Genomic DNA, 16,429 nt, shown 5'->3' with positions numbered 1-16,429 from the left:
CATGCGCGTGCTGGTCACCCGGCCGCTGCGCGAAGCCCTGTCCTGGTGCGCGCAGCTGTGCGCCCATGGCGTGCCGGCCGAACCGCTGCCGCTGATCGAGATCGCGCCGGTCGACCCGGCGCCGCTGCGGCAGGCCTGGGAGGAACTGCCGGCCTGCCGCGCCGCCATGTTCGTCAGCGCCAATGCGGTCGATGCGCTGTTCTCCGCCCGGCCCGGCGCCATGCCCTGGCCTGCGGCGACGCGCGCCTGGGCCACCGGGCCGGGCACCGTGCGAGCGTTGCGGGCGGCCGGCGTGCCGCAGGCCGGCATCGACGCGCCGGATGACGGGGCCGCCCAGTTCGATTCCGAAGCGCTGTGGCAGCGGGTCGGCGTGCATGCCATGCCGGCCGGCACCCGGGTGCTGATCGTGCGCGGCGCCGATGCCGAGGGGCGCCTGGGCGGCCGGCCCTGGCTGGCCGAGCAGCTGGCGGCGCGCGGCGTGGCGCTGCGCCAGTTGGTCGCCTACCAGCGCCGCCTGCCGCCGTGGGACGCGGCGGCGCGGGCCGGCGCGTCGGCGGCGGGCGATGGGGGACTGTGGCTGTTCAGCAGTTCCGATGCGGTGCGCCATCTGCAGCGGCTGCTGCCCGGCCAGTCCTGGGCGCGCGCCGCCGCGCTGGCCACGCACGCGCGCATCGCCGAGGCGGCCCGCGGCGCCGGCTTCGGCCGCGTCGCCGTCACGCAGCCCACGCTGGCGGCCGTTTTGGCGTCGATAGAATCGCCGCGATGAATGCCGAGCCGTCCCCAGAGCCTCCGCCGGACAGCGCCGCGAGGGGGCCGGGCCCCCGGGCAAGGCCGGCATCGACCGCCGTGCTGCGGGCATTGGTGCTGTTTCTCGCCCTGCTGGTGGTGATCGCGCTGGGCGCTACCGGCCTGCTGTGGCAGAAGGTCGCGGGCATGCAGGAAAGCCTGGCCCGCCAGAGCAGCGACACCCAGGCCCGCGCCCTGGAGGCGCGCGCGGCCGCGCGCGAGGCCCAGGATCTCGCGCGCGAGACCGCCGCGCGCCAGGCGGTGGCCGACGTCAAGCTCGGTGAAGCCGCGGTGCAGCGCAGCCAGGTCGACGAACTGCTGGCCAGCGTGTCGCGCTCGCGCGACGAGACGCTGGTCATCGACCTCGAATCCTCGCTGCGCCTGGCGCAGCAGCAAGCCCAGCTGACGCTCAGCGCCGAGCCGCTGCTGGCCGCGCTGCGCGCCGCCGACCAGCGCCTGGAGCGGGCGGCGCAGCCCAGCCTGGAGCCGGTGCGCCGCGCGATCGCGCGCGACATCGAACACATCGGCGCCACCCAGATGACCGACACGCAGGCCCTGCTCGGCAAGCTCGACGACCTGGTGCGGCAGGTCGACGAGCTGCCGCTGGCCAATGCCATGCTGGCTGCCGGCGCCGGGGTGCGGGCCGGCGACACGGAGCCGCCGGCGGCCGAATGGTGGCTGCGCCTGTGGCAGCAGATGCGCCGCGAAGCCATGCGCCTGCTGCGCGTGTCGCGCATCGACCAGCCGGACGCCGCGCTGCTGGCGCCCGAGCAGGGCTACTTCCTGCGCGAGAACCTCAAGCTGCGGCTGCTGAACGTGCGCGTGGCCCTGCTGGCGCGCCAGTTTGTTTCGGCACGGGCCGACGCGGGCGCGGCCGCCTTGGCGCTGAACCGCTATTTCGACCCGGCCGCGCGGCGCACCCAGCAGGTCGCGCACACGCTGTCCGACGTCCAGGCGCAGCTGAAGGCGGTGGAGCTGCCGCGCGTGGACGAAACCTTCTCGGCGCTGGCCACGGCCGCGGCGGGCCGATGACGTCGAACCACCGTTCCGCCCCGTGGCCATCCGAAGCGCGGCGGGCGGGCCGGCGCCGTGGACCGCTTGGAAGCCGTGAGCGAATCCGTCGCACCCGCGCGAGATGCCTGATGAGCGTCCACGTCCATCGCCAACGCCGTGCGCGGGGCCTTGCTCTTCGGGTCCGGGAACGCCAGGCCCTGTGCGGGCGTTGCAGTCCTTGTCCTGGCACTCGCCAGGGCGGCAGCCTGCACCGGTGCCTACGCCTGTGGCCCGGCCCACCCCGTCGCGGGCGCGATCGATCCGTTCACGGCTTCTGACATGATGCGCGCACTGCTCTGGTTCCTCGCGCTGTTCGGCCTGGCGGCCGGCGCGGCGCTGCTGGCCGGCAACAACGACGGCATGGTCACGCTGTTCGTGCCGCCGTACCGGGTGGACCTGTCGCTGAACCTCGTGATCGTGCTGCTCGTCGTCGGCTTCGCGCTGCTGCATCTGGCGCTGCGCGGCCTGTCGGCACTGCTGTCGATGCCGCGGCAGGCGCAGCGCTGGCGCCTGCAGCAGCGCGAGCGCGCGATGCATGCGGCCGTGCTGGACGGCGTGACGCACCAGCTCGCCGGCCGCTTCCTGCGCGCGCGCAAGGCGGCCGAGGCCGCGCTGCAGCAGGAAGACATGCTGGATGCCGCCGGCCTGCGCCTGCCGCATGCCGGCAAGCTGCGCGCCATGGCCCACGTCGTCGCGGCCGAGAGCGCCCATGCGCTGCAGGACCGGGCCACCCGCGACGCGCACCTGCAGCAGGTGCTGCAGAGCCTTGCCGACCGCGATGCGCAGGAGACCCGCGAGGGCGTGCAGTTGCGCGCCGCGCGCTGGGCGCTGGACGACCGCGATCCCCAGGCCGCACTGCGGCGGCTGGACGACATGCCGCAAGGCGCGGCGCGGCGCACGGTGGCGCTGCGCACCCGGCTGAAGGCTGCGCGGCTGGCGCGGCAGACCGTGCCGGCGCTGGAAACGGCGCGCCTGCTGGCCAAGCACCGGGCGTTCTCGCCCGAGGCCGCGAACCTGATCCTGAAGGGGCTGGCGCTGGAGCTGCTCCAGGACGCCCACGATCCGGTGCAGTTGCAGCGGGCCTGGTCCCAGCTCGAGCCGGCCGAGCGCGCCATCCCCGAGGTGGCGATCGACGCCGGCCGGCGCCTGGCCGAACTGCAGGGCGACGTGGTGCTGTCGCGCCAGTGGCTGCTGCCGGTGTGGGAGGAGTTGATGCGCGCGCCGCGCCTGCCGGAGCACGACGCGACGCTGGTCAAGCTGATCCAGGCGCTGGAAGCCGGCTTCGATGCCGAGGAAGCCGGCGCCAGCGACCTGCAGTGGCTCGAACGCATCGAGGCGGCCCAGCGCCAGCACCCGCAATCGGCCGAGCTGCAGTACCTGGCCGGCATCGCCTGCCTGCGGCACCAGCTCTGGGGCAAGGCGCAGCAGCTGACGGTGCAGGCCCTGGCGCGCCTGCAGGACGTGGAACTGCGGCGCAACGCCTGGCGGGCGTGCGCGGTGCTGGCGGCCCAGCGCGGCGACGAGGCCGAGGCGCAGCGGGCGCTGCGCGAAGCGGCCCTGCTGTAGCCGCCGTTTCTTTCCAAAAAAAAGCCGCCCCGAAGGGCGGCTCGCGCCGGGTGCCGGCTGCGGTCAGAACGGCAGCTGCATGTTGCCGAGGTCGCGCCGGGTCTCCACCAGGATCAGCGGCTCGTCCGAGACCTGCACCACGGGCGGGCGTTCGCGCGGCACGTGCACGGGCTTGGGCTCGGCGGCGATGGCGGCCTGCACGGCGGCGCTCTTGGCGGCGTCGGTGACGACCCACTGCAGGCCCGAGTTCAGCGCGACCTGCTCCAGTTCGGCCACCGGCAGCGCGAACGGCTGCACCTTGGGCAGTGCGCCCGGCGCGGCTGCTTCGGCGGCGCTTGCAGCGGCCGGCTGCTGGCCCTCGTCCGCGATGGCTTCGGCCGGGCGCGGCGTGCGTTCGCGGCGTTCGCGGCCGTAGCGGTCGCGCGAGCGCTTCTCGCGGCGCGGGGGCTCCTCGGCTTCGTCGGCTGGTGCGGCCGCCGCGGCCCTGTCTTCGGCGGGCGCGGCGGTGTCGGCGACCGGTGGTGCCTGGACTGCCGGGGTGGCGGGGGCGTCAGGGACGGCGGGAGCGTCCGAGGCATCGGGCGTCGCCGCGAAGTACGACGGGCGTTCGGTGCGTTCGGGCCGGGCCGGCGGCGTCACGTCCTCCTCGGGCGCTGCTGCGTCGGTCAGTTCGCCCGGTACGCGCTCCTCGCGCGGCTCGCGCTCGGCACGGGGCCGGCCGCCGCGGCCACCGCGTTCGCGGCCCTCGCGCGGTTCACGGCCGTCGCCGCGCTCGCCGTTGCGCGGGGCGCGCTGGCGTTCCGCCGGCAGTTGCTCGGCGTCGGCGATGTCTGCCGGCGGCAGGCTGGCCTGGCCGTCGGCACGCACCTCGCCATCGGGACGTTGGCGCGGGCCCTGGCCCTGGCGTTCGCCGCCGCGGCCACCGCGGCCACCGCTGCGGCCCTGGCTGTCGGCCTGCTCGCCGTTGCGCGGCTCGTCGGCGCGCGGTGCCCGCGGTTCGCGGTTCTCACGGGCCTCGCGGCCTTCCCCGTTGCGGCCGCGGCCACCACGGCCGCCGCGGCCCTGGCCTTCGCCGCGCGCGCCGCGCCCTTCCGGCCGCGCAGGCGCGGCCGGCGCCGGGGCTGGCGCGGCCACCGGCACCGGGGCCGGAACCGCCGGCGGCGTGGCCGGGCGGGCGCCGAACAGGCTCTTGATGAAGCCGATGAAGCCGCGTTCCTCGGGCACCGGCGGCACGTAGGCCGGCGCGGGAGCCGGGGCCGGGGCTGGCGCGGGCGCCTCCACGGCCTTGGGCACGGGCTGCGGCGCCGGCGCATCGGGCAGTACGCCCTTGATCAGCGGCTGCTGCTTGTTGGTCGGCTCCTTGGAGCGGCGGGTGACGGCCGTCGGGTCCTCGACCTCCTCGGCGAGCTTGTAGCTGGCCTGCATCTGGTCCAGACGGGGATCGTCGTGCTTGAGCCGCTCCATGCGGTAGTTCGGCGTTTCCAGCGTCTTGTTCGGAACCATCAGCACGTTGATGCGCTGCTTCAGTTCGATCTTGGCGATCTCGGTGCGCTTCTCGTTCAGCAGGAACGAGGCCACTTCCACCGGCACCTGGCACAGCACCGAGGCCGTGTTGTCTTTCTGCGACTCCTCCTGGATGATGCGCAGGATCTGCAGCGCGGAGCTCTCGGTGTCGCGGATGTGGCCGGAGCCGCCGCAGCGCGGGCAGGGGATGGAGGCCCCCTCGGACAGCGCCGGGCGCAGCCGCTGGCGGCTCATCTCCATCAGGCCGAACTTGCTGATGGTGCCGAACTGCACGCGCGCACGGTCCTGGCGCAGCGCATCGCGCAGGCGGTTCTCGACCTCGCGGCGGTTCTTGGACTCCTCCATGTCGATGAAGTCGATCACGATCAGGCCGCCCAGGTCGCGCAGGCGCATCTGGCGCGCGACCTCGTCGGCCGCCTCCAGGTTGGTGCGCGTGGCGGTCTCCTCGATGTCGCCGCCGCGGATCGCGCGCGCGGAGTTCACGTCGATCGAGACCAGCGCCTCGGTGTGGTCGATCACGATGGCGCCGCCGGAGGGCAGGCTCACGGTGCGGGCGTAGGCCGACTCGATCTGGTGCTCGATCTGGAAGCGGCTGAACAGCGGCGCGTCGTCGCGGTAGCGCTTCACGCGCGGCGCGTGTTCGGGCATCACGTGCGCCATGAACTGGTGCGCTTGCTCGTACACGTCGTCGGTGTCGATCAGGATGTCGCCGATGTCGTGGTTGAAGTAGTCGCGCAGCGCGCGCACGACCAGGTTGGATTCCTGGTAGATCAGCTCGGGCTTGCGCAGGCTCCTGGCGGCCTCGTCGATGGCCTTCCACAGCTTGAGCAGGTAGTTCAGGTCCCACTGCAGCTCGGGGGCGCTGCGGCCGATGCCGGCGGTGCGCGCGATGATGCTCATGCCCTTGGGGTAGTCGAGCTGGTCCATCGCCTCCTTCAGCTCGGCCCGGTCGTCGCCCTCGATGCGGCGCGAGACGCCGCCGCCGCGCGGGTTGTTGGGCATCAGCACCACGTAGCGGCCAGCCAGCGAGATGAACGTGGTCAGCGCCGCGCCCTTGTTGCCGCGCTCTTCCTTCTCGACCTGGATCAGCAGTTCCTGGCCCTCGCGGATCACGTCGTTGATGCGCGCCTGGCTGACCGAGACGCCCTCGGCGAAGTACTGCCGCGAGATTTCCTTGAACGGCAGGAACCCGTGGCGGTCCTCGCCGTAGTCCACGAAGCAGGCTTCCAGCGAGGGCTCGACCCGCGTGACCACGGCCTTGTAGATGTTGCCCTTGCGCTGCTCGCGCCCTTCGATCTCGATCTCGTAGTCCAGCAGCTTCTGCCCGTCCACGATCGCCAGGCGGCGCTCTTCGGCCTGCGTGGCGTTGATCAGCATCCGTTTCATGGTGCGTTCCTCATGGGGCTCCGCGGAGCCCGGTCTCTGTCGTCAAAACGTCGCGCTGTGGTGCGACTCTTCGGATGCCTGAACGAACGTGACCGAAACGCAAGGAATTGCCGGAGAGCCCTCACGCAGGCGCACGAGGCGCATGGCGTGGGGCATGGGCGCGTGGATGGCGGCAAGGGCCGGGGCGGCTCGGCCCGTCCGCAGCGGCTGCGGACGGCCAGGCAGGCCGTGGCGGTGCGTGGCCTGCGCGCGACGCCGGCCGCGCGGGCGTCTGCCCGCGCCGGCCGGTTCGGGAGGATGGTCTCCGCACCATGTGCTTGCTCTGATCCGCCGGCCTGGCAGCCATGCGCGGTGCATGGTCGCCAGGCCGGCTTGGGGTATTCCGTATCTGGGTTTCGATCGCTTCGCTCGCCCCGAACGCCTGTCGGCTGGCCCCGCGGCCTGCGCGGACCGGGTCGGCTGCCGACGCCTCCGAGGGGCATCGCCGTGCAGCGTGTTGGGCAGTGTGCTCTAAACTCGTGGTTTATCAAGCACTTACAGGCCAAGACGCTGGTGACGAACATTATAGGTGCAGCGCCGGCATCGGCGCCGCCGGCCCCCCGGACCGTGCAGGTCGGCGCTGACGCCGAGGGCCAGCGGCTGGACAACTTCCTGCTGCGCGAACTCAAGGGCGTTCCCAAGACGCATGTCTACCGGATCATCCGCAGCGGCGAGGTGCGGGTGAACAAGGGGCGGGCCGCTGCCGATACCCGGCTGGCGCTCGGCGACCAGGTGCGGCTGCCGCCGCTGCGGCTGTCGGAACGTGCGGAGCACAAGGCGCAGGCCATGGCCGGCCGCGCCGCGCCGGCCCGCAGTTTCCCGGTGCTGTACGAGGACGAGGCCTTCCTCGCCATCGACAAGCCGGCCGGCGTGGCGGTGCACGGCGGCAGCGGCGTGGATTTCGGCGTGATCGAGCAACTGCGCATGGCCCGGCCCGGTGCGCTGTTCCTCGAACTGGTGCACCGGCTGGACCGCGAGACCTCCGGCGTGCTGCTGGTGGCCAAGAAGCGCAGCGCGCTGAAGGCGCTGCAGGACCAGTTCCGCGGGCGCGAGACCGGCAAGACCTACCTGGCGCTGGCGGTCGGCGCCTGGCCGGCCAACCGCAAGGTGCTGGACAAGCCGCTGGTGCGCTACCTGCTGCCCGGCCGCAGCGGCACCGAGGGCGAGCGCCGCGTGCGCGTCACGGCCCGGGACGACCCCGAGGGCATGCGCTCGATCACGCTGGTGAAGCTGGCCCGGCAGCTGGCCGAATTCAGCCTGCTGGAGGTCACGATCAAGACCGGCCGCACGCACCAGATCCGCGTGCATCTGGCCAGCGAGGGCCATCCGATCGCCGGCGACGACAAGTACGGCGACTTCGCGCTGAACAAGGCGCTGGCCCGGCGCGGGCTGGCGCGCATGTTCCTGCACGCCTGGCAACTGCGGATCGCGCATCCGGCCAGCGGCGCGCCGGTGGAATTGCAGGCGGCGCTGCCGCCCGAGCTCGATGGCTTTCTGGCGGCCTGCGCGCCAGCGGAGTGACAATCGCCCGATGCACGCCCGACGCTTCGACCTGATCGCCTTCGACTGGGACGGCACGCTGTTCGACTCCACGGCCATCATCACGCGCTGCATCCAGCAGGCGGTGCGCGACGTGGGCGGGACCGTGCCGACGGACGCCGCGGCCGCCTTCGTGATCGGCATGGCCCTGCCGCAGGCCCTGGCCCACGCCGCGCCGGACGTGCCGCCCGAGCGCTATCCCGAACTCGGCGCGCGCTACCGCCTGCATTACATGCGGCACCAGAACGACATCGTGTTGTTCCCCGGCGTGCCAGAACTGCTGGAGGCGCTCAAGGCGCGCCAGATCCTGCTGGCCGTGGCCACCGGCAAGTCGCGCCGCGGGCTGGACGAGGCGCTGCGCACGGTGGAGCTGCAAGGCATCTTCGACGGCTCGCGCACGGCCGACGAGACCGCCGGCAAGCCGCATCCGCGCATGCTGCAGGAACTGATGCGCGAGTTCGACGTGCCGCCCGAGCGCGTGCTGATGGTCGGCGACACCACGCACGACCTGCAGATGGCGCTGAACGCCGGCTGCGCCGGCGTCGGCGTGGGCTACGGCGCCCATCCGCACGAAGACTTCGCGGCGTTGCGGCCGCTGTTCGTCGCCCAGTCGGTCCGCGAACTGCACGACTGGCTGCTCGCGCCGCGGCCCTGAAGCCCGCCAGCGTCAGGCCATGGACGCCATCGCCCTGTGCCATTCGCGCGATCTCGTCGACGGCGGCGAGGCCGTGCCGTTCGACGTCCTCTACCACGGCCAGACCTGCCGCGCGTTCGCGATCCGCCACCAGGGCCAGGCCCATGCCTACCTGAACCGCTGCACCCACGTCGCCATGGAGATGGACTACCAGCCCAACCGCTTCTTCGACGACAGCGGCCGGTGGCTGCTGTGCGCCACCCATGGCGCGGCCTACGATCCGGCCAGCGGCGGCTGCGTGGGCGGCCCGTGCCGCGGCGGACTCGTCCGCATCGCGCTGTCGGAGCGTGACGGCGTGGTGCATTGGCATACTCACTCCCAGTTGCAACCCGTTTTCTTCTAGTGCCGCCATGACCGAACCGCAAACCCCCGGCCGCGCGCCGTCCGACCCGCAGTGGGAGCGCAGCCTGCTGGAGCGGCTGGCCTTCGCCTCGCTGAAGGAGCAGCGCGCCGCCCGGCGCTGGAAGATCTTCACGCGGCTGGCCTGGCTGGGCTTCTTCGTCGCGCTGGCCTGGCTGGCGCTGCTGCGCGCCGCGCCTTCGCCGAGCACCAGCACCGCGCACACGGCCATGGTCGAGGTCAAGGGCGAGATCGCCGCAGGCGCCGACGCCAGCGCCGAATCCATCGTCTCGGCCATGCGCAGCGCCTTCGAGGACGAGGGCGCCCGGGCCGTGGTGCTGGTGATCAACTCGCCGGGCGGCAGCCCGGTGCAGGCCGGCATCGTCAACGACGAAATCCTGCGCCTGAAGGCCAAGCACAACAAGCCGGTCTACGCCGTGGTCGAGGAAACCTGCGCCTCGGCGGCCTACTACATCGCGGTCGGCGCGGACCAGATCTTCGTCGACAAGGCCAGCATCGTCGGCAGCATCGGCGTGCTGATGGACGGCTTCGGCTTCACCGGCCTGATGGACAAGCTGGGCGTGGAGCGCCGGCTGCTGACGGCGGGCGAGAACAAGGGCTTCCTGGACCCGTTCAGCCCGATGAGCGAAGCCCAGCGCGCCCAGGCCCAGGCCATGCTCGACACCATCCACCGGCAGTTCATCGGCGTCGTCAAGAAGGGGCGGGGCGACCGCCTGAAGGAAACCCCCGAGACCTTCAGCGGCCTGTTCTGGACCGGCGAGCAGGCCGTGCAGATGGGGCTGGCGGACCAGCTCGGCAGCCTGGACTACGTGGCGCGCGACGTGGTCAAGGCCGAGGACATCGTCGACTACACGCAGCGCGAGAACGTGGCCGAGCGGCTGGCCAAGCGCTTCGGCGCGGCGTTCGGCGAGGGGGCGGTGCGCGCGCTGCGCGCGGCGCCGGCGCTGCGCTGATCAGCGGCCGAGCGCGAACACGGCCGGCGCGTCCGGCAGCGGCTCGGGGTGCTGGCGCCAGGCCTTGACCGTGCGGCTGGCGATCTGCGCGTCCTGCAGCGTCAGCCCGCTGGCGATCGCCAGCCGCGTGTTGTGCTGCAGCGTCTGCACCAGTGCGCGGCGCAGCGCCTCGCCGCGGTAGGGCGTCTCGATGCACAACTGGGTCTGGCCGGTCTTCAGCGCCAGCGCTTCCAGCTGCCGGATGCGCTGCACCCGTTCCTGCGCATCCTGCGGCAGGTAACCCACGAAGGCGAAGTTCTGGCCGTTCAGCCCGCTGGCCGCCAGCGCCAGCAGCAGCGCGCTGGGGCCCACCAGCGGCACCACGGCCACCTCCAGCGCATGGGCCGCGCGGACCACGGAGCTGCCCGGGTCGGCCACGGCCGGCATGCCGGCCTCGCTGACCAGGCCGACGTCCTGCCCTTGCAGCGCGGCGGCCAGCAGCGGGGCGGCGTCGAAGCCCGGTCCGTGGTCGCCTTTCTTGTGCACTTCGCGCGGCAGTTCGGTCAGCACCTGCTGCTGCAGCGGCGTGGCCAGCGGCACCACGGCGTCGATGCGCTTGAGGTAGGCGCGCGTGCTCTTGGCGTTCTCGCAGATCCAGTGCGACAGGCGGGCCGCCACCTGCAGCGTGGCCAGCGGCAGCGCCTGCTCCAGCGGCGCCGGCACGGCGCAGCCGAAGTCCAGCGGCGCCGGCACCAGGTAGAGGCGGCCGTTCACAGCAGGCGCAGGCCGGCCGCACGCAGCAGCCGGCAGGTCGCGATCAGCGGCAGGCCGACCAGCGCGGTCGGGTCGTCGCTGGTGATGGCGTCCAGCAAGGCGATGCCCAGGCCCTCACTCTTGGCGCTGCCGGCGCAGTCGTACGGCTGCTCGGCCTGCAGGTAGGCCTCGATCTCGGCGTCGTCCAGTGCGCGGAAGCGCACCCGAACCGGCACCAGCGCGCTGTCGGCAAAGCCGCTGGCCCGGTGCACCACGGCCAGCGCGGTCTGGAACATCACGGTGCGGCCGCGCATCGCGCGCAGCTGGGCGGTGGCGCGCGCATGGTCGCCCGGCTTGCCGAGGGACTGTCCCTCCAGGTCGGCCACCTGGTCGGAGCCGATCACCACCGCGTCCGGATGCCGCGCCGCGACCGCATGCGCCTTGGCCAGTGCCAGCCGGCGCGCCAGCGCGTCAGGCGCCTCGCCCGGCAGCGGGGTTTCGTCGACCTCGGGGGCGACCACGTCGAAGGGGATGCGCAGGCGGGCCAGCAGCTCGCGGCGGTAGCGCGAGGTGGAGCCCAGGATCAGTCGTGGCATCCGGTGATTCTCTTACACTGCCCCGCATGAACGCGCAGAAGAAGGGGTACCGCCTGGACGTCAAGGCCTTCGCCCAGAGCGGCGGCGAACGCAGCGAGGAAGACCGGCTGTCCGACTATCCGCGACTGTTCGAAGAGGCCGGCGGCCGAGGTGCCGACCGCCCGGTGCGCTGGCAGGCGCACGGCGAGTTGCGCAAGCCCCCCGGCCACGCGCCGCAGGTCTGGCTGCACCTGCAGGCCGAGGCCGAGGTGCCGCTGACCTGCCAGCGCTGCCTGGAGCCGGTGGACGAGACGCTGGCCGTCGACCGCTGGTTCCGCTTCGTCGCCGACGAGGCCCAGGCCGCCGCCGAGGACGAGGAGGCCGAGGAGGACGTACTGGCGCTGGACCCCGCGTTCGACCTGCAGGCGCTGGTCGAGGACGAACTGCTGATGGCGCTGCCGCTGGTGCCGCGCCACGCGGTCTGCCCGGCACCCGTGCCCCTGCAGCACGCCGATCCCGGCTTCGAGCAGGCCCAGGCCGACAAGCCCAACCCTTTCGGCGCGCTGGCCGGCCTCGGGCGCAAGACCTAGCTTTCCTCTTTGCCCGGCGGCGGGCTATAATCATGGGCTTCGCGTGCCGCGTGCGCCTGTGATGGTGCATGCTTCGGCCAGATCGTGACCCGCGCTCTACGTACCAGGTCGTACCCGGTACGCATGGAGAAATCGGGGTTGCGGTCCCCGCAATCCTCATTCATTCGTCCAGGAGCCGACCATGGCAGTCCAGCAGAACAAGAAGTCGCCGTCCAAGCGCGGCATGCACCGCTCGCACAACGCGCTGAGCGTGCCCGGCATCGCCGTGGAACCCACCACCGGCGAAACCCACCTGCGCCACCACATCAGCCCCAACGGCTTCTACCGTGGCCGCCAGGTGCTCAAGAACAAGTCCGAAGCCTGATCGTTTCGCCTGCAAGGCCCGTGGCTACCTTCCGTAGCGACGGGCCTTTGTCTTGGTGGCCGTTTCTTCATTCGTCCGCGATGCAATCGTCCGGATCGCGGGCGTACAGTTGACGCCATGATCACCGTCGCTGTCGACTGCATGGGGGGGGACCACGGTCCCGGCGTGACGTTGCCGGCCTGCCGCGCGTTCCTCGAGGCGCACGCCGATGCCCGCTTGCTGCTGGTCGGCCTGCCAGAGGCGCTCAAAGGCTTCTCCCATCCGCGTGCGCAGAGCGTTGCCGCCACCGAGGTCGTCGGCATGGACGACCCGGTCGAAGTGGCGCTGCGCAAGAAGCGCGACTCCTCGATGCGTGTGGCCATTGCCCAGGTCAAGGACGGCAAGGCCGACGTGGCCGTGTCCGCCGGCAACACCGGCGCGCTGATGGCCATCGCCCGCTACCTGCTCAAGACCGTGCCCGGCATCGACCGGCCGGCCATCGCCACCCAGCTGCCGAACGCCCGCGGCGGCGCCACCACGGTGCTGGACCTGGGGGCCAACGTCGATTGCACGGCCGAGCACCTGCTGCAGTTCGGCCTGATGGGCGCGGCCCTGGTCTCGGTGCTCAAGGGGCATGACGAGCCCACGGTCGGCCTGCTGAACATCGGCGAGGAGGCCATCAAGGGCAGCGAGGTCATCAAGCGGGCCGGCGAACTGCTGCAGGCCGCGCACGCGGCCGGGCACCTGAACTTCCATGGCAACGTGGAGGGCAACGACATCTACAAGGGCACGACCGACCTTGTGGTCTGCGACGGCTTCGTCGGCAACGTCGCGCTCAAGAGCAGCGAGGGCGTGGCCTCGATGATCGGCGGCTTCATGAAGGCCGAGTTCTCGCGCAGCCTCTGGACCAGGCTCGCTGGCCTGCTGGCCTATCCGGTGCTGCAGGCCCTCAAGAGCCGGCTGGACCATCGCCGCTACAACGGGGCGGCGCTGCTGGGCCTCAGGGGGCTGGTGTTCAAGAGCCATGGCTCGGCCGATGCGTTCGCGTTCGAGCAGGCGCTGGGCCGCGGGTATGATGCGGCGCGCAACAAGCTGCTGGACCGGGTGCAGGCGCGCATCGCCAAGACCATGCCCCAGCAGGCCGTGGCGGCCGGGGCCGAGGCGCCGGCCGAGCTGGCAGCCCACTGACATCATCATGCCCACCTATTCACGCATCTCGGGGACCGGCAGCTACCTGCCGCCGCGCCGGCTCAGCAACGCCGATCTGGTCGCCGAACTCGCCGGCCGCGGTGTCGAGACCTCCGACGAGTGGATCGTCGCGCGCACCGGCATCGAGGCGCGCCACTTCGCGGCGCCCGACGTGACCAGCAGCGACCTGGCCCTGCCGGCCGCGCAGGCCGCGATGCAGGCCGCAGGCGTCGAGCCGCAGCAGATCGACCTGATCATCATGGCCACGTCCACGCCGGACATGGTCTTTCCTTCGGCCGCCTGCATCCTGCAGCACAAGCTCGGCATCGCCGGCTGCCCGGCGTTCGACATCCAGGCCGTGTGCAGCGGCTTCGTCTATGCGCTGACGGTGGCCGACGCGATGATCCGCGCCGGCACCGCGACGCGGGCGCTGGTGGTCGGCGCCGAGGTGTTCTCGCGCATCCTCGATTTCAACGACCGCACGACCTGCGTGCTGTTCGGCGACGGTGCCGGCGCCGTGGTGCTGGAAGCGTCCGACACGCCCGGCCTGCTGGCGAGCGACCTGCATGCCGACGGCAGGCATGTCGGCATCCTGTGCGTGCCGGGCAACGTGTCGGGCGGCCGGGTGCTGGGCGATCCGCTGCTGAAGATGGACGGCCAGGCCGTGTTCAAGCTGGCCGTGGGCGTGCTGGAAGACGCCGCCCGCGCCACGCTGGCCAAGGCCGGCAAGGCGCCGGAGGAGATCGACTGGCTGATCCCGCACCAGGCCAACATCCGCATCATGCAGAGCGCGGCCAAGCGGCTGAGGCTGCCGATGGACAAGGTGGTCGTCACGGTCGCCCAGCACGGCAACACCTCGGCCGCCTCGATCCCGCTGGCGCTGGACCACGGCGTGCGCAGCGGCAAGGTGCGCAAGGGGGACCTGCTGCTGCTCGAAGGCGTCGGCGGCGGCTTCACCTGGGGCGCCGTCCTGCTGAATTTTTGAGGAGACCGCGGCGCGCCGACCGGGTCGCCATGGCCCGGGCGCCCTACAAGCCATGACCACACCGTTCGCATTCGTTTTTCCGGGCCAGGGCTCGCAGGCCGTCGGCATGCTCGATGGCTGGGGAGGCCATGCCGCCGTGGCCCAGACACTGGCCGAAGCATCCGATGCGCTGGGCGAGGATGTCGCCAGGCTGATCCGCGAAGGCCCCAAGGAGGCGCTCGCGCTGACCACCAACACGCAGCCGGTGATGCTGGTCGCCGGCGTGGCCGCCTACCGCGCCTGGATGGCCGAGACCGGCCTCGCGCCGGCCGTCGTCGCCGGCCATTCGCTGGGCGAGTACTCGGCGCTGGTCGCCTCCGGCGTGCTGACGCTGGCGCAGGCCGCGCCGCTGGTGCGCTTCCGCGCCCAGGCCATGCAGGAGGCCGTGCCCGTGGGGGCCGGCGCCATGGCCGCGATCCTGGGCATGGACAGCGCGCAGGTCGCGGCCGGCTGCGCCGAGGCCCAGGCGGCGCTGAACCAGGCCGGCGAGGTCGTCGAGGCGGTGAACTTCAACGACCCGGCCCAGACCGTGATCGCCGGCAGCAAGCTGGCGGTCGAGCAGGCCTGTGCGCTGCTGAAGGCCAAGGGCGCCAAGCGTGCGCTGCCGCTGCCGGTGTCCGCGCCGTTCCATTCCAGCTTGATGCGGCCGGCGGCCGAGCGGCTGCGCGAGCGCCTGGCGGGCCTCGCGTTCGGCACGCCGCAGATTCCGGTCGTCAACAACATCGACGTGGCCGTGCAGCAGGACGCCGATGCCATCCGCGACGCGCTGTACCGCCAGGCTTTCGGGCCGGTGCGCTGGGTCGAGTGCGTGCGCGCCATCAAGGCGCGCGGCGTGGCGACCCTGCTGGAGTGCGGCCCTGGCAAGGTGCTGGCCGGCATGGTCAAGCGCATCGATCCGGAACTGGCGTCGGGCGCCGTCTACGATCCCGCGACGCTGGCCCAGTCGAGGGCCCAGCTGGAAGGAGCCGCGGCATGAGCCATCCCGCCATCCAGGAACAGGTCGCGCTGGTGACCGGCGCCTCGCGCGGCATCGGCGCAGCGATCGCGCAGGAACTGGCGCAGCGTGGCTACCGGGTCGTCGGCACTGCTACCAGCGAGGCCGGCGCAGCCTGCATCGGCGAGGCGCTGGCCGCCCACCCCGGCTGCAGCGGCCGCGTGCTGGACGTGAACGACGCCAAGGCCGCCGAAGCGCTGGTGGATGCCATCGTGCAGCAGCACGGCGGCCTGCACGTGCTGGTCAACAACGCCGGCATCACGCGCGACACGCTGGCCATGCGCATGAAGGACGAGGACTGGGACGCGGTGCTCGACACCAACCTCAAGGCCGTGTTCCGCATGAGCCGCGCCGTCATGCGCGGCATGATGAAGCAGCGCTACGGCCGCATCGTCAACATCACGTCGGTGGTCGGCGCCTCCGGCAACCCGGGCCAGGCCAACTACGCGGCGGCCAAGGCCGGCGTGGCGGGCATGACGCGCGCGCTGGCGCGCGAACTGGGCGCGCGCGGCATCACCGTCAACTGCGTCGCGCCCGGTTTCATCGCCACCGACATGACGGGCAAGCTCTCGGAGGAGCAGCACAAGGCGCTGCTGGGCCAGATTCCGCTGGGCCACCTGGGCAAGCCGTCCGACGTGGCGCATGCCGTGGCCTACCTGGCTTCGCCCGAGGCCGCCTACGTGACGGGGCAGGAACTGCACGTCAACGGCGGCATGTACATGTAGCTGCCGCGTGGTGGCTGGTTTCCTTGCATCCGCAAGGAGTACCGGCCGCCAGGACGGCCTCGCTAAAATCACCGATTCTTTACAAACCCGATGGGGGAACCATGAGCGATATCGAAGCACGCGTCAAGAAGATCATTGCCGAGCAGCTGGGCGTGGAGGAGTCCCAGGTCACGAACGAGAAGTCGTTCGTCGCCGACCTGGGCGCCGACTCGCTGGATACCGTCGAACTGGTCATGGCGCTGGAAGACGAGTTCGGCATCGAGATTCCCGACGAGGACGCCGAGAAGATCACCACGGTGCAGAACGCGATCGACTACGCCAACAGCCACCAGAAGGCCTGAGGCCGAAGGACTGCCGC

Annotated in this window: 17 protein-coding genes; 14 read left to right on the top strand and 3 right to left on the bottom strand. The window is 72.0% G+C overall.

Annotation, left to right across the window (positions count from 1 at the left end; genetic code table 11):
• Window position 1: 1 nt before the first annotated feature.
• The 3 genes from QM782_RS04780 (at window position 2) to QM782_RS04770 (ending at window position 3,405) form a co-directional block, all read left to right on the top strand.
• Complete coding sequence (locus tag QM782_RS04780) at window positions 2-766, top strand: uroporphyrinogen-III synthase (RefSeq protein ID WP_415201779.1); 765 nt, start codon at window positions 2-4, stop codon at window positions 764-766.
• Window positions 763-1,818: a uroporphyrinogen-III C-methyltransferase gene (locus tag QM782_RS04775; protein ID WP_415201778.1), complete on the top strand. Its 1,056-nt coding sequence runs from the start codon at window positions 763-765 to the stop codon at window positions 1,816-1,818. Before QM782_RS04780 ends, QM782_RS04775 begins: the two co-directional genes overlap by 4 nt.
• Before the next feature lie 303 nt (window positions 1,819-2,121).
• Window positions 2,122-3,405: a heme biosynthesis protein HemY gene (locus QM782_RS04770; protein ID WP_415201777.1), complete on the top strand. Its 1,284-nt coding sequence runs from the start codon at window positions 2,122-2,124 to the stop codon at window positions 3,403-3,405.
• 63 nt (window positions 3,406-3,468) lie between these two features.
• Here the strand turns inward: QM782_RS04770 and QM782_RS04765 are convergent, their stop codons facing one another.
• A complete protein-coding gene (locus tag QM782_RS04765) occupies window positions 3,469-6,315 on the bottom strand; it encodes an Rne/Rng family ribonuclease (protein WP_415201776.1) in 2,847 nt (948 codons plus the stop codon).
• 552 nt (window positions 6,316-6,867) lie between these two features.
• Here QM782_RS04765 and QM782_RS04760 point away from each other — a divergent pair.
• Genes QM782_RS04760 through QM782_RS04745 form a run of 4 tightly spaced genes read left to right on the top strand, consistent with a single transcriptional unit; the run spans window position 6,868 to window position 9,900 of the window.
• Window positions 6,868-7,875: an RluA family pseudouridine synthase gene (locus QM782_RS04760; RefSeq protein ID WP_415201775.1), complete on the top strand. Its 1,008-nt coding sequence runs from the start codon at window positions 6,868-6,870 to the stop codon at window positions 7,873-7,875.
• A 10-nt stretch (window positions 7,876-7,885) separates the two neighbouring features.
• Window positions 7,886-8,548 (top strand): HAD family hydrolase, encoded by a 663-nt coding sequence (locus QM782_RS04755; protein WP_415201774.1) that lies wholly within the window; start codon window positions 7,886-7,888, stop codon window positions 8,546-8,548.
• A gap of 19 nt (window positions 8,549-8,567) precedes the next feature.
• A complete protein-coding gene (locus tag QM782_RS04750; protein ID WP_415201773.1) occupies window positions 8,568-8,930 on the top strand; it encodes a Rieske (2Fe-2S) protein in 363 nt (120 codons plus the stop codon).
• A 7-nt stretch (window positions 8,931-8,937) separates the two neighbouring features.
• Entirely contained in the window at window positions 8,938-9,900 is a 963-nt protein-coding gene (locus QM782_RS04745) for a S49 family peptidase (RefSeq protein WP_415201772.1), read from the top strand.
• On the opposite strand, the gene QM782_RS04740 is transcribed toward QM782_RS04745, so the two are convergent.
• Window positions 9,901-10,653 (bottom strand): SAM-dependent methyltransferase, encoded by a 753-nt coding sequence (locus QM782_RS04740; protein WP_415201771.1) that lies wholly within the window; start codon window positions 10,651-10,653, stop codon window positions 9,901-9,903.
• Window positions 10,650-11,228, bottom strand: coding sequence for a Maf family nucleotide pyrophosphatase (locus tag QM782_RS04735; RefSeq protein WP_415201770.1), 579 nt, complete (start codon window positions 11,226-11,228; stop codon window positions 10,650-10,652). The genes QM782_RS04740 and QM782_RS04735 overlap by 4 nt, the downstream gene beginning before the upstream one ends.
• A gap of 26 nt (window positions 11,229-11,254) precedes the next feature.
• On the opposite strand from QM782_RS04735, the gene QM782_RS04730 reads away from it, so the two are divergent.
• The 7 genes from QM782_RS04730 to acpP all read left to right on the top strand — a co-directional run bounded on the left by QM782_RS04730 (window position 11,255) and on the right by acpP (window position 16,412).
• Window positions 11,255-11,797: a YceD family protein gene (locus QM782_RS04730; RefSeq protein ID WP_415201769.1), complete on the top strand. Its 543-nt coding sequence runs from the start codon at window positions 11,255-11,257 to the stop codon at window positions 11,795-11,797.
• A 181-nt stretch (window positions 11,798-11,978) separates the two neighbouring features.
• Entirely contained in the window at window positions 11,979-12,161 is a 183-nt protein-coding gene (gene rpmF, locus QM782_RS04725) for a 50S ribosomal protein L32 (RefSeq protein ID WP_234266733.1), read from the top strand.
• Between the two features lie 117 nt (window positions 12,162-12,278).
• On the top strand, window positions 12,279-13,328 hold the full coding sequence (gene plsX / locus QM782_RS04720; RefSeq protein ID WP_415201768.1) for a phosphate acyltransferase PlsX: 1,050 nt from the start codon (window positions 12,279-12,281) through the stop codon (window positions 13,326-13,328).
• Window positions 13,329-13,335: 7 nt separating this feature from the next.
• Window positions 13,336-14,313 carry a beta-ketoacyl-ACP synthase III gene (locus QM782_RS04715; protein ID WP_415201767.1) on the top strand — a complete coding sequence of 326 codons (978 nt, stop codon included), beginning with the start codon at window positions 13,336-13,338 and terminating at the stop codon, window positions 14,311-14,313.
• Between the two features lie 52 nt (window positions 14,314-14,365).
• Complete coding sequence (gene fabD / locus QM782_RS04710; protein WP_415201766.1) at window positions 14,366-15,328, top strand: ACP S-malonyltransferase; 963 nt, start codon at window positions 14,366-14,368, stop codon at window positions 15,326-15,328.
• The gene (gene fabG, locus QM782_RS04705) at window positions 15,325-16,071 is read left to right on the top strand and encodes a 3-oxoacyl-ACP reductase FabG (RefSeq protein ID WP_415201765.1); all 747 of its coding nucleotides are present in this window, start codon (window positions 15,325-15,327) and stop codon (window positions 16,069-16,071) included. The genes fabD and fabG overlap by 4 nt, the downstream gene beginning before the upstream one ends.
• Before the next feature lie 101 nt (window positions 16,072-16,172).
• Window positions 16,173-16,412, top strand: a complete 240-nt coding sequence (gene acpP / locus QM782_RS04700; protein ID WP_056672556.1) for an acyl carrier protein — start codon at window positions 16,173-16,175, stop codon at window positions 16,410-16,412.
• The last annotated feature ends 17 nt before the right edge of the window (window positions 16,413-16,429 follow it).

This window comes from Pseudorhodoferax sp. (assembly GCF_047601025.1).
Taxonomy (GTDB): Bacteria; Pseudomonadota; Gammaproteobacteria; order Burkholderiales; family Burkholderiaceae_C; genus Pseudorhodoferax.
Note: the sequence above shows the minus strand (reverse complement) of the source record. Positions and strands in the feature narration are given on the sequence as shown.

Excerpts from the sequence above, each read along its gene's own strand:
- QM782_RS04780 (WP_415201779.1), top strand. The coding sequence starts at position 2 with ATGCGCGTGCTGGTCACCCGGCCGCTGCGCGAAGCCCTGTCCTGGTGC.
- QM782_RS04775 (WP_415201778.1), top strand. The coding sequence starts at position 763 with ATGAATGCCGAGCCGTCCCCAGAGCCTCCGCCGGACAGCGCCGCGAGG.
- QM782_RS04770 (WP_415201777.1), top strand. The coding sequence starts at position 2,122 with ATGCGCGCACTGCTCTGGTTCCTCGCGCTGTTCGGCCTGGCGGCCGGC.
- QM782_RS04765 (WP_415201776.1), bottom strand. The coding sequence starts at position 6,315 with ATGAAACGGATGCTGATCAACGCCACGCAGGCCGAAGAGCGCCGCCTG.
- QM782_RS04755 (WP_415201774.1), top strand. The coding sequence starts at position 7,886 with ATGCACGCCCGACGCTTCGACCTGATCGCCTTCGACTGGGACGGCACG.
- QM782_RS04750 (WP_415201773.1), top strand. The coding sequence starts at position 8,568 with ATGGACGCCATCGCCCTGTGCCATTCGCGCGATCTCGTCGACGGCGGC.
- QM782_RS04745 (WP_415201772.1), top strand. The coding sequence starts at position 8,938 with ATGACCGAACCGCAAACCCCCGGCCGCGCGCCGTCCGACCCGCAGTGG.
- QM782_RS04735 (WP_415201770.1), bottom strand. The coding sequence starts at position 11,228 with ATGCCACGACTGATCCTGGGCTCCACCTCGCGCTACCGCCGCGAGCTG.
- QM782_RS04730 (WP_415201769.1), top strand. The coding sequence starts at position 11,255 with ATGAACGCGCAGAAGAAGGGGTACCGCCTGGACGTCAAGGCCTTCGCC.
- rpmF (WP_234266733.1), top strand. The coding sequence starts at position 11,979 with ATGGCAGTCCAGCAGAACAAGAAGTCGCCGTCCAAGCGCGGCATGCAC.
- plsX (WP_415201768.1), top strand. The coding sequence starts at position 12,279 with ATGATCACCGTCGCTGTCGACTGCATGGGGGGGGACCACGGTCCCGGC.
- QM782_RS04715 (WP_415201767.1), top strand. The coding sequence starts at position 13,336 with ATGCCCACCTATTCACGCATCTCGGGGACCGGCAGCTACCTGCCGCCG.
- fabD (WP_415201766.1), top strand. The coding sequence starts at position 14,366 with ATGACCACACCGTTCGCATTCGTTTTTCCGGGCCAGGGCTCGCAGGCC.
- fabG (WP_415201765.1), top strand. The coding sequence starts at position 15,325 with ATGAGCCATCCCGCCATCCAGGAACAGGTCGCGCTGGTGACCGGCGCC.
- acpP (WP_056672556.1), top strand. The coding sequence starts at position 16,173 with ATGAGCGATATCGAAGCACGCGTCAAGAAGATCATTGCCGAGCAGCTG.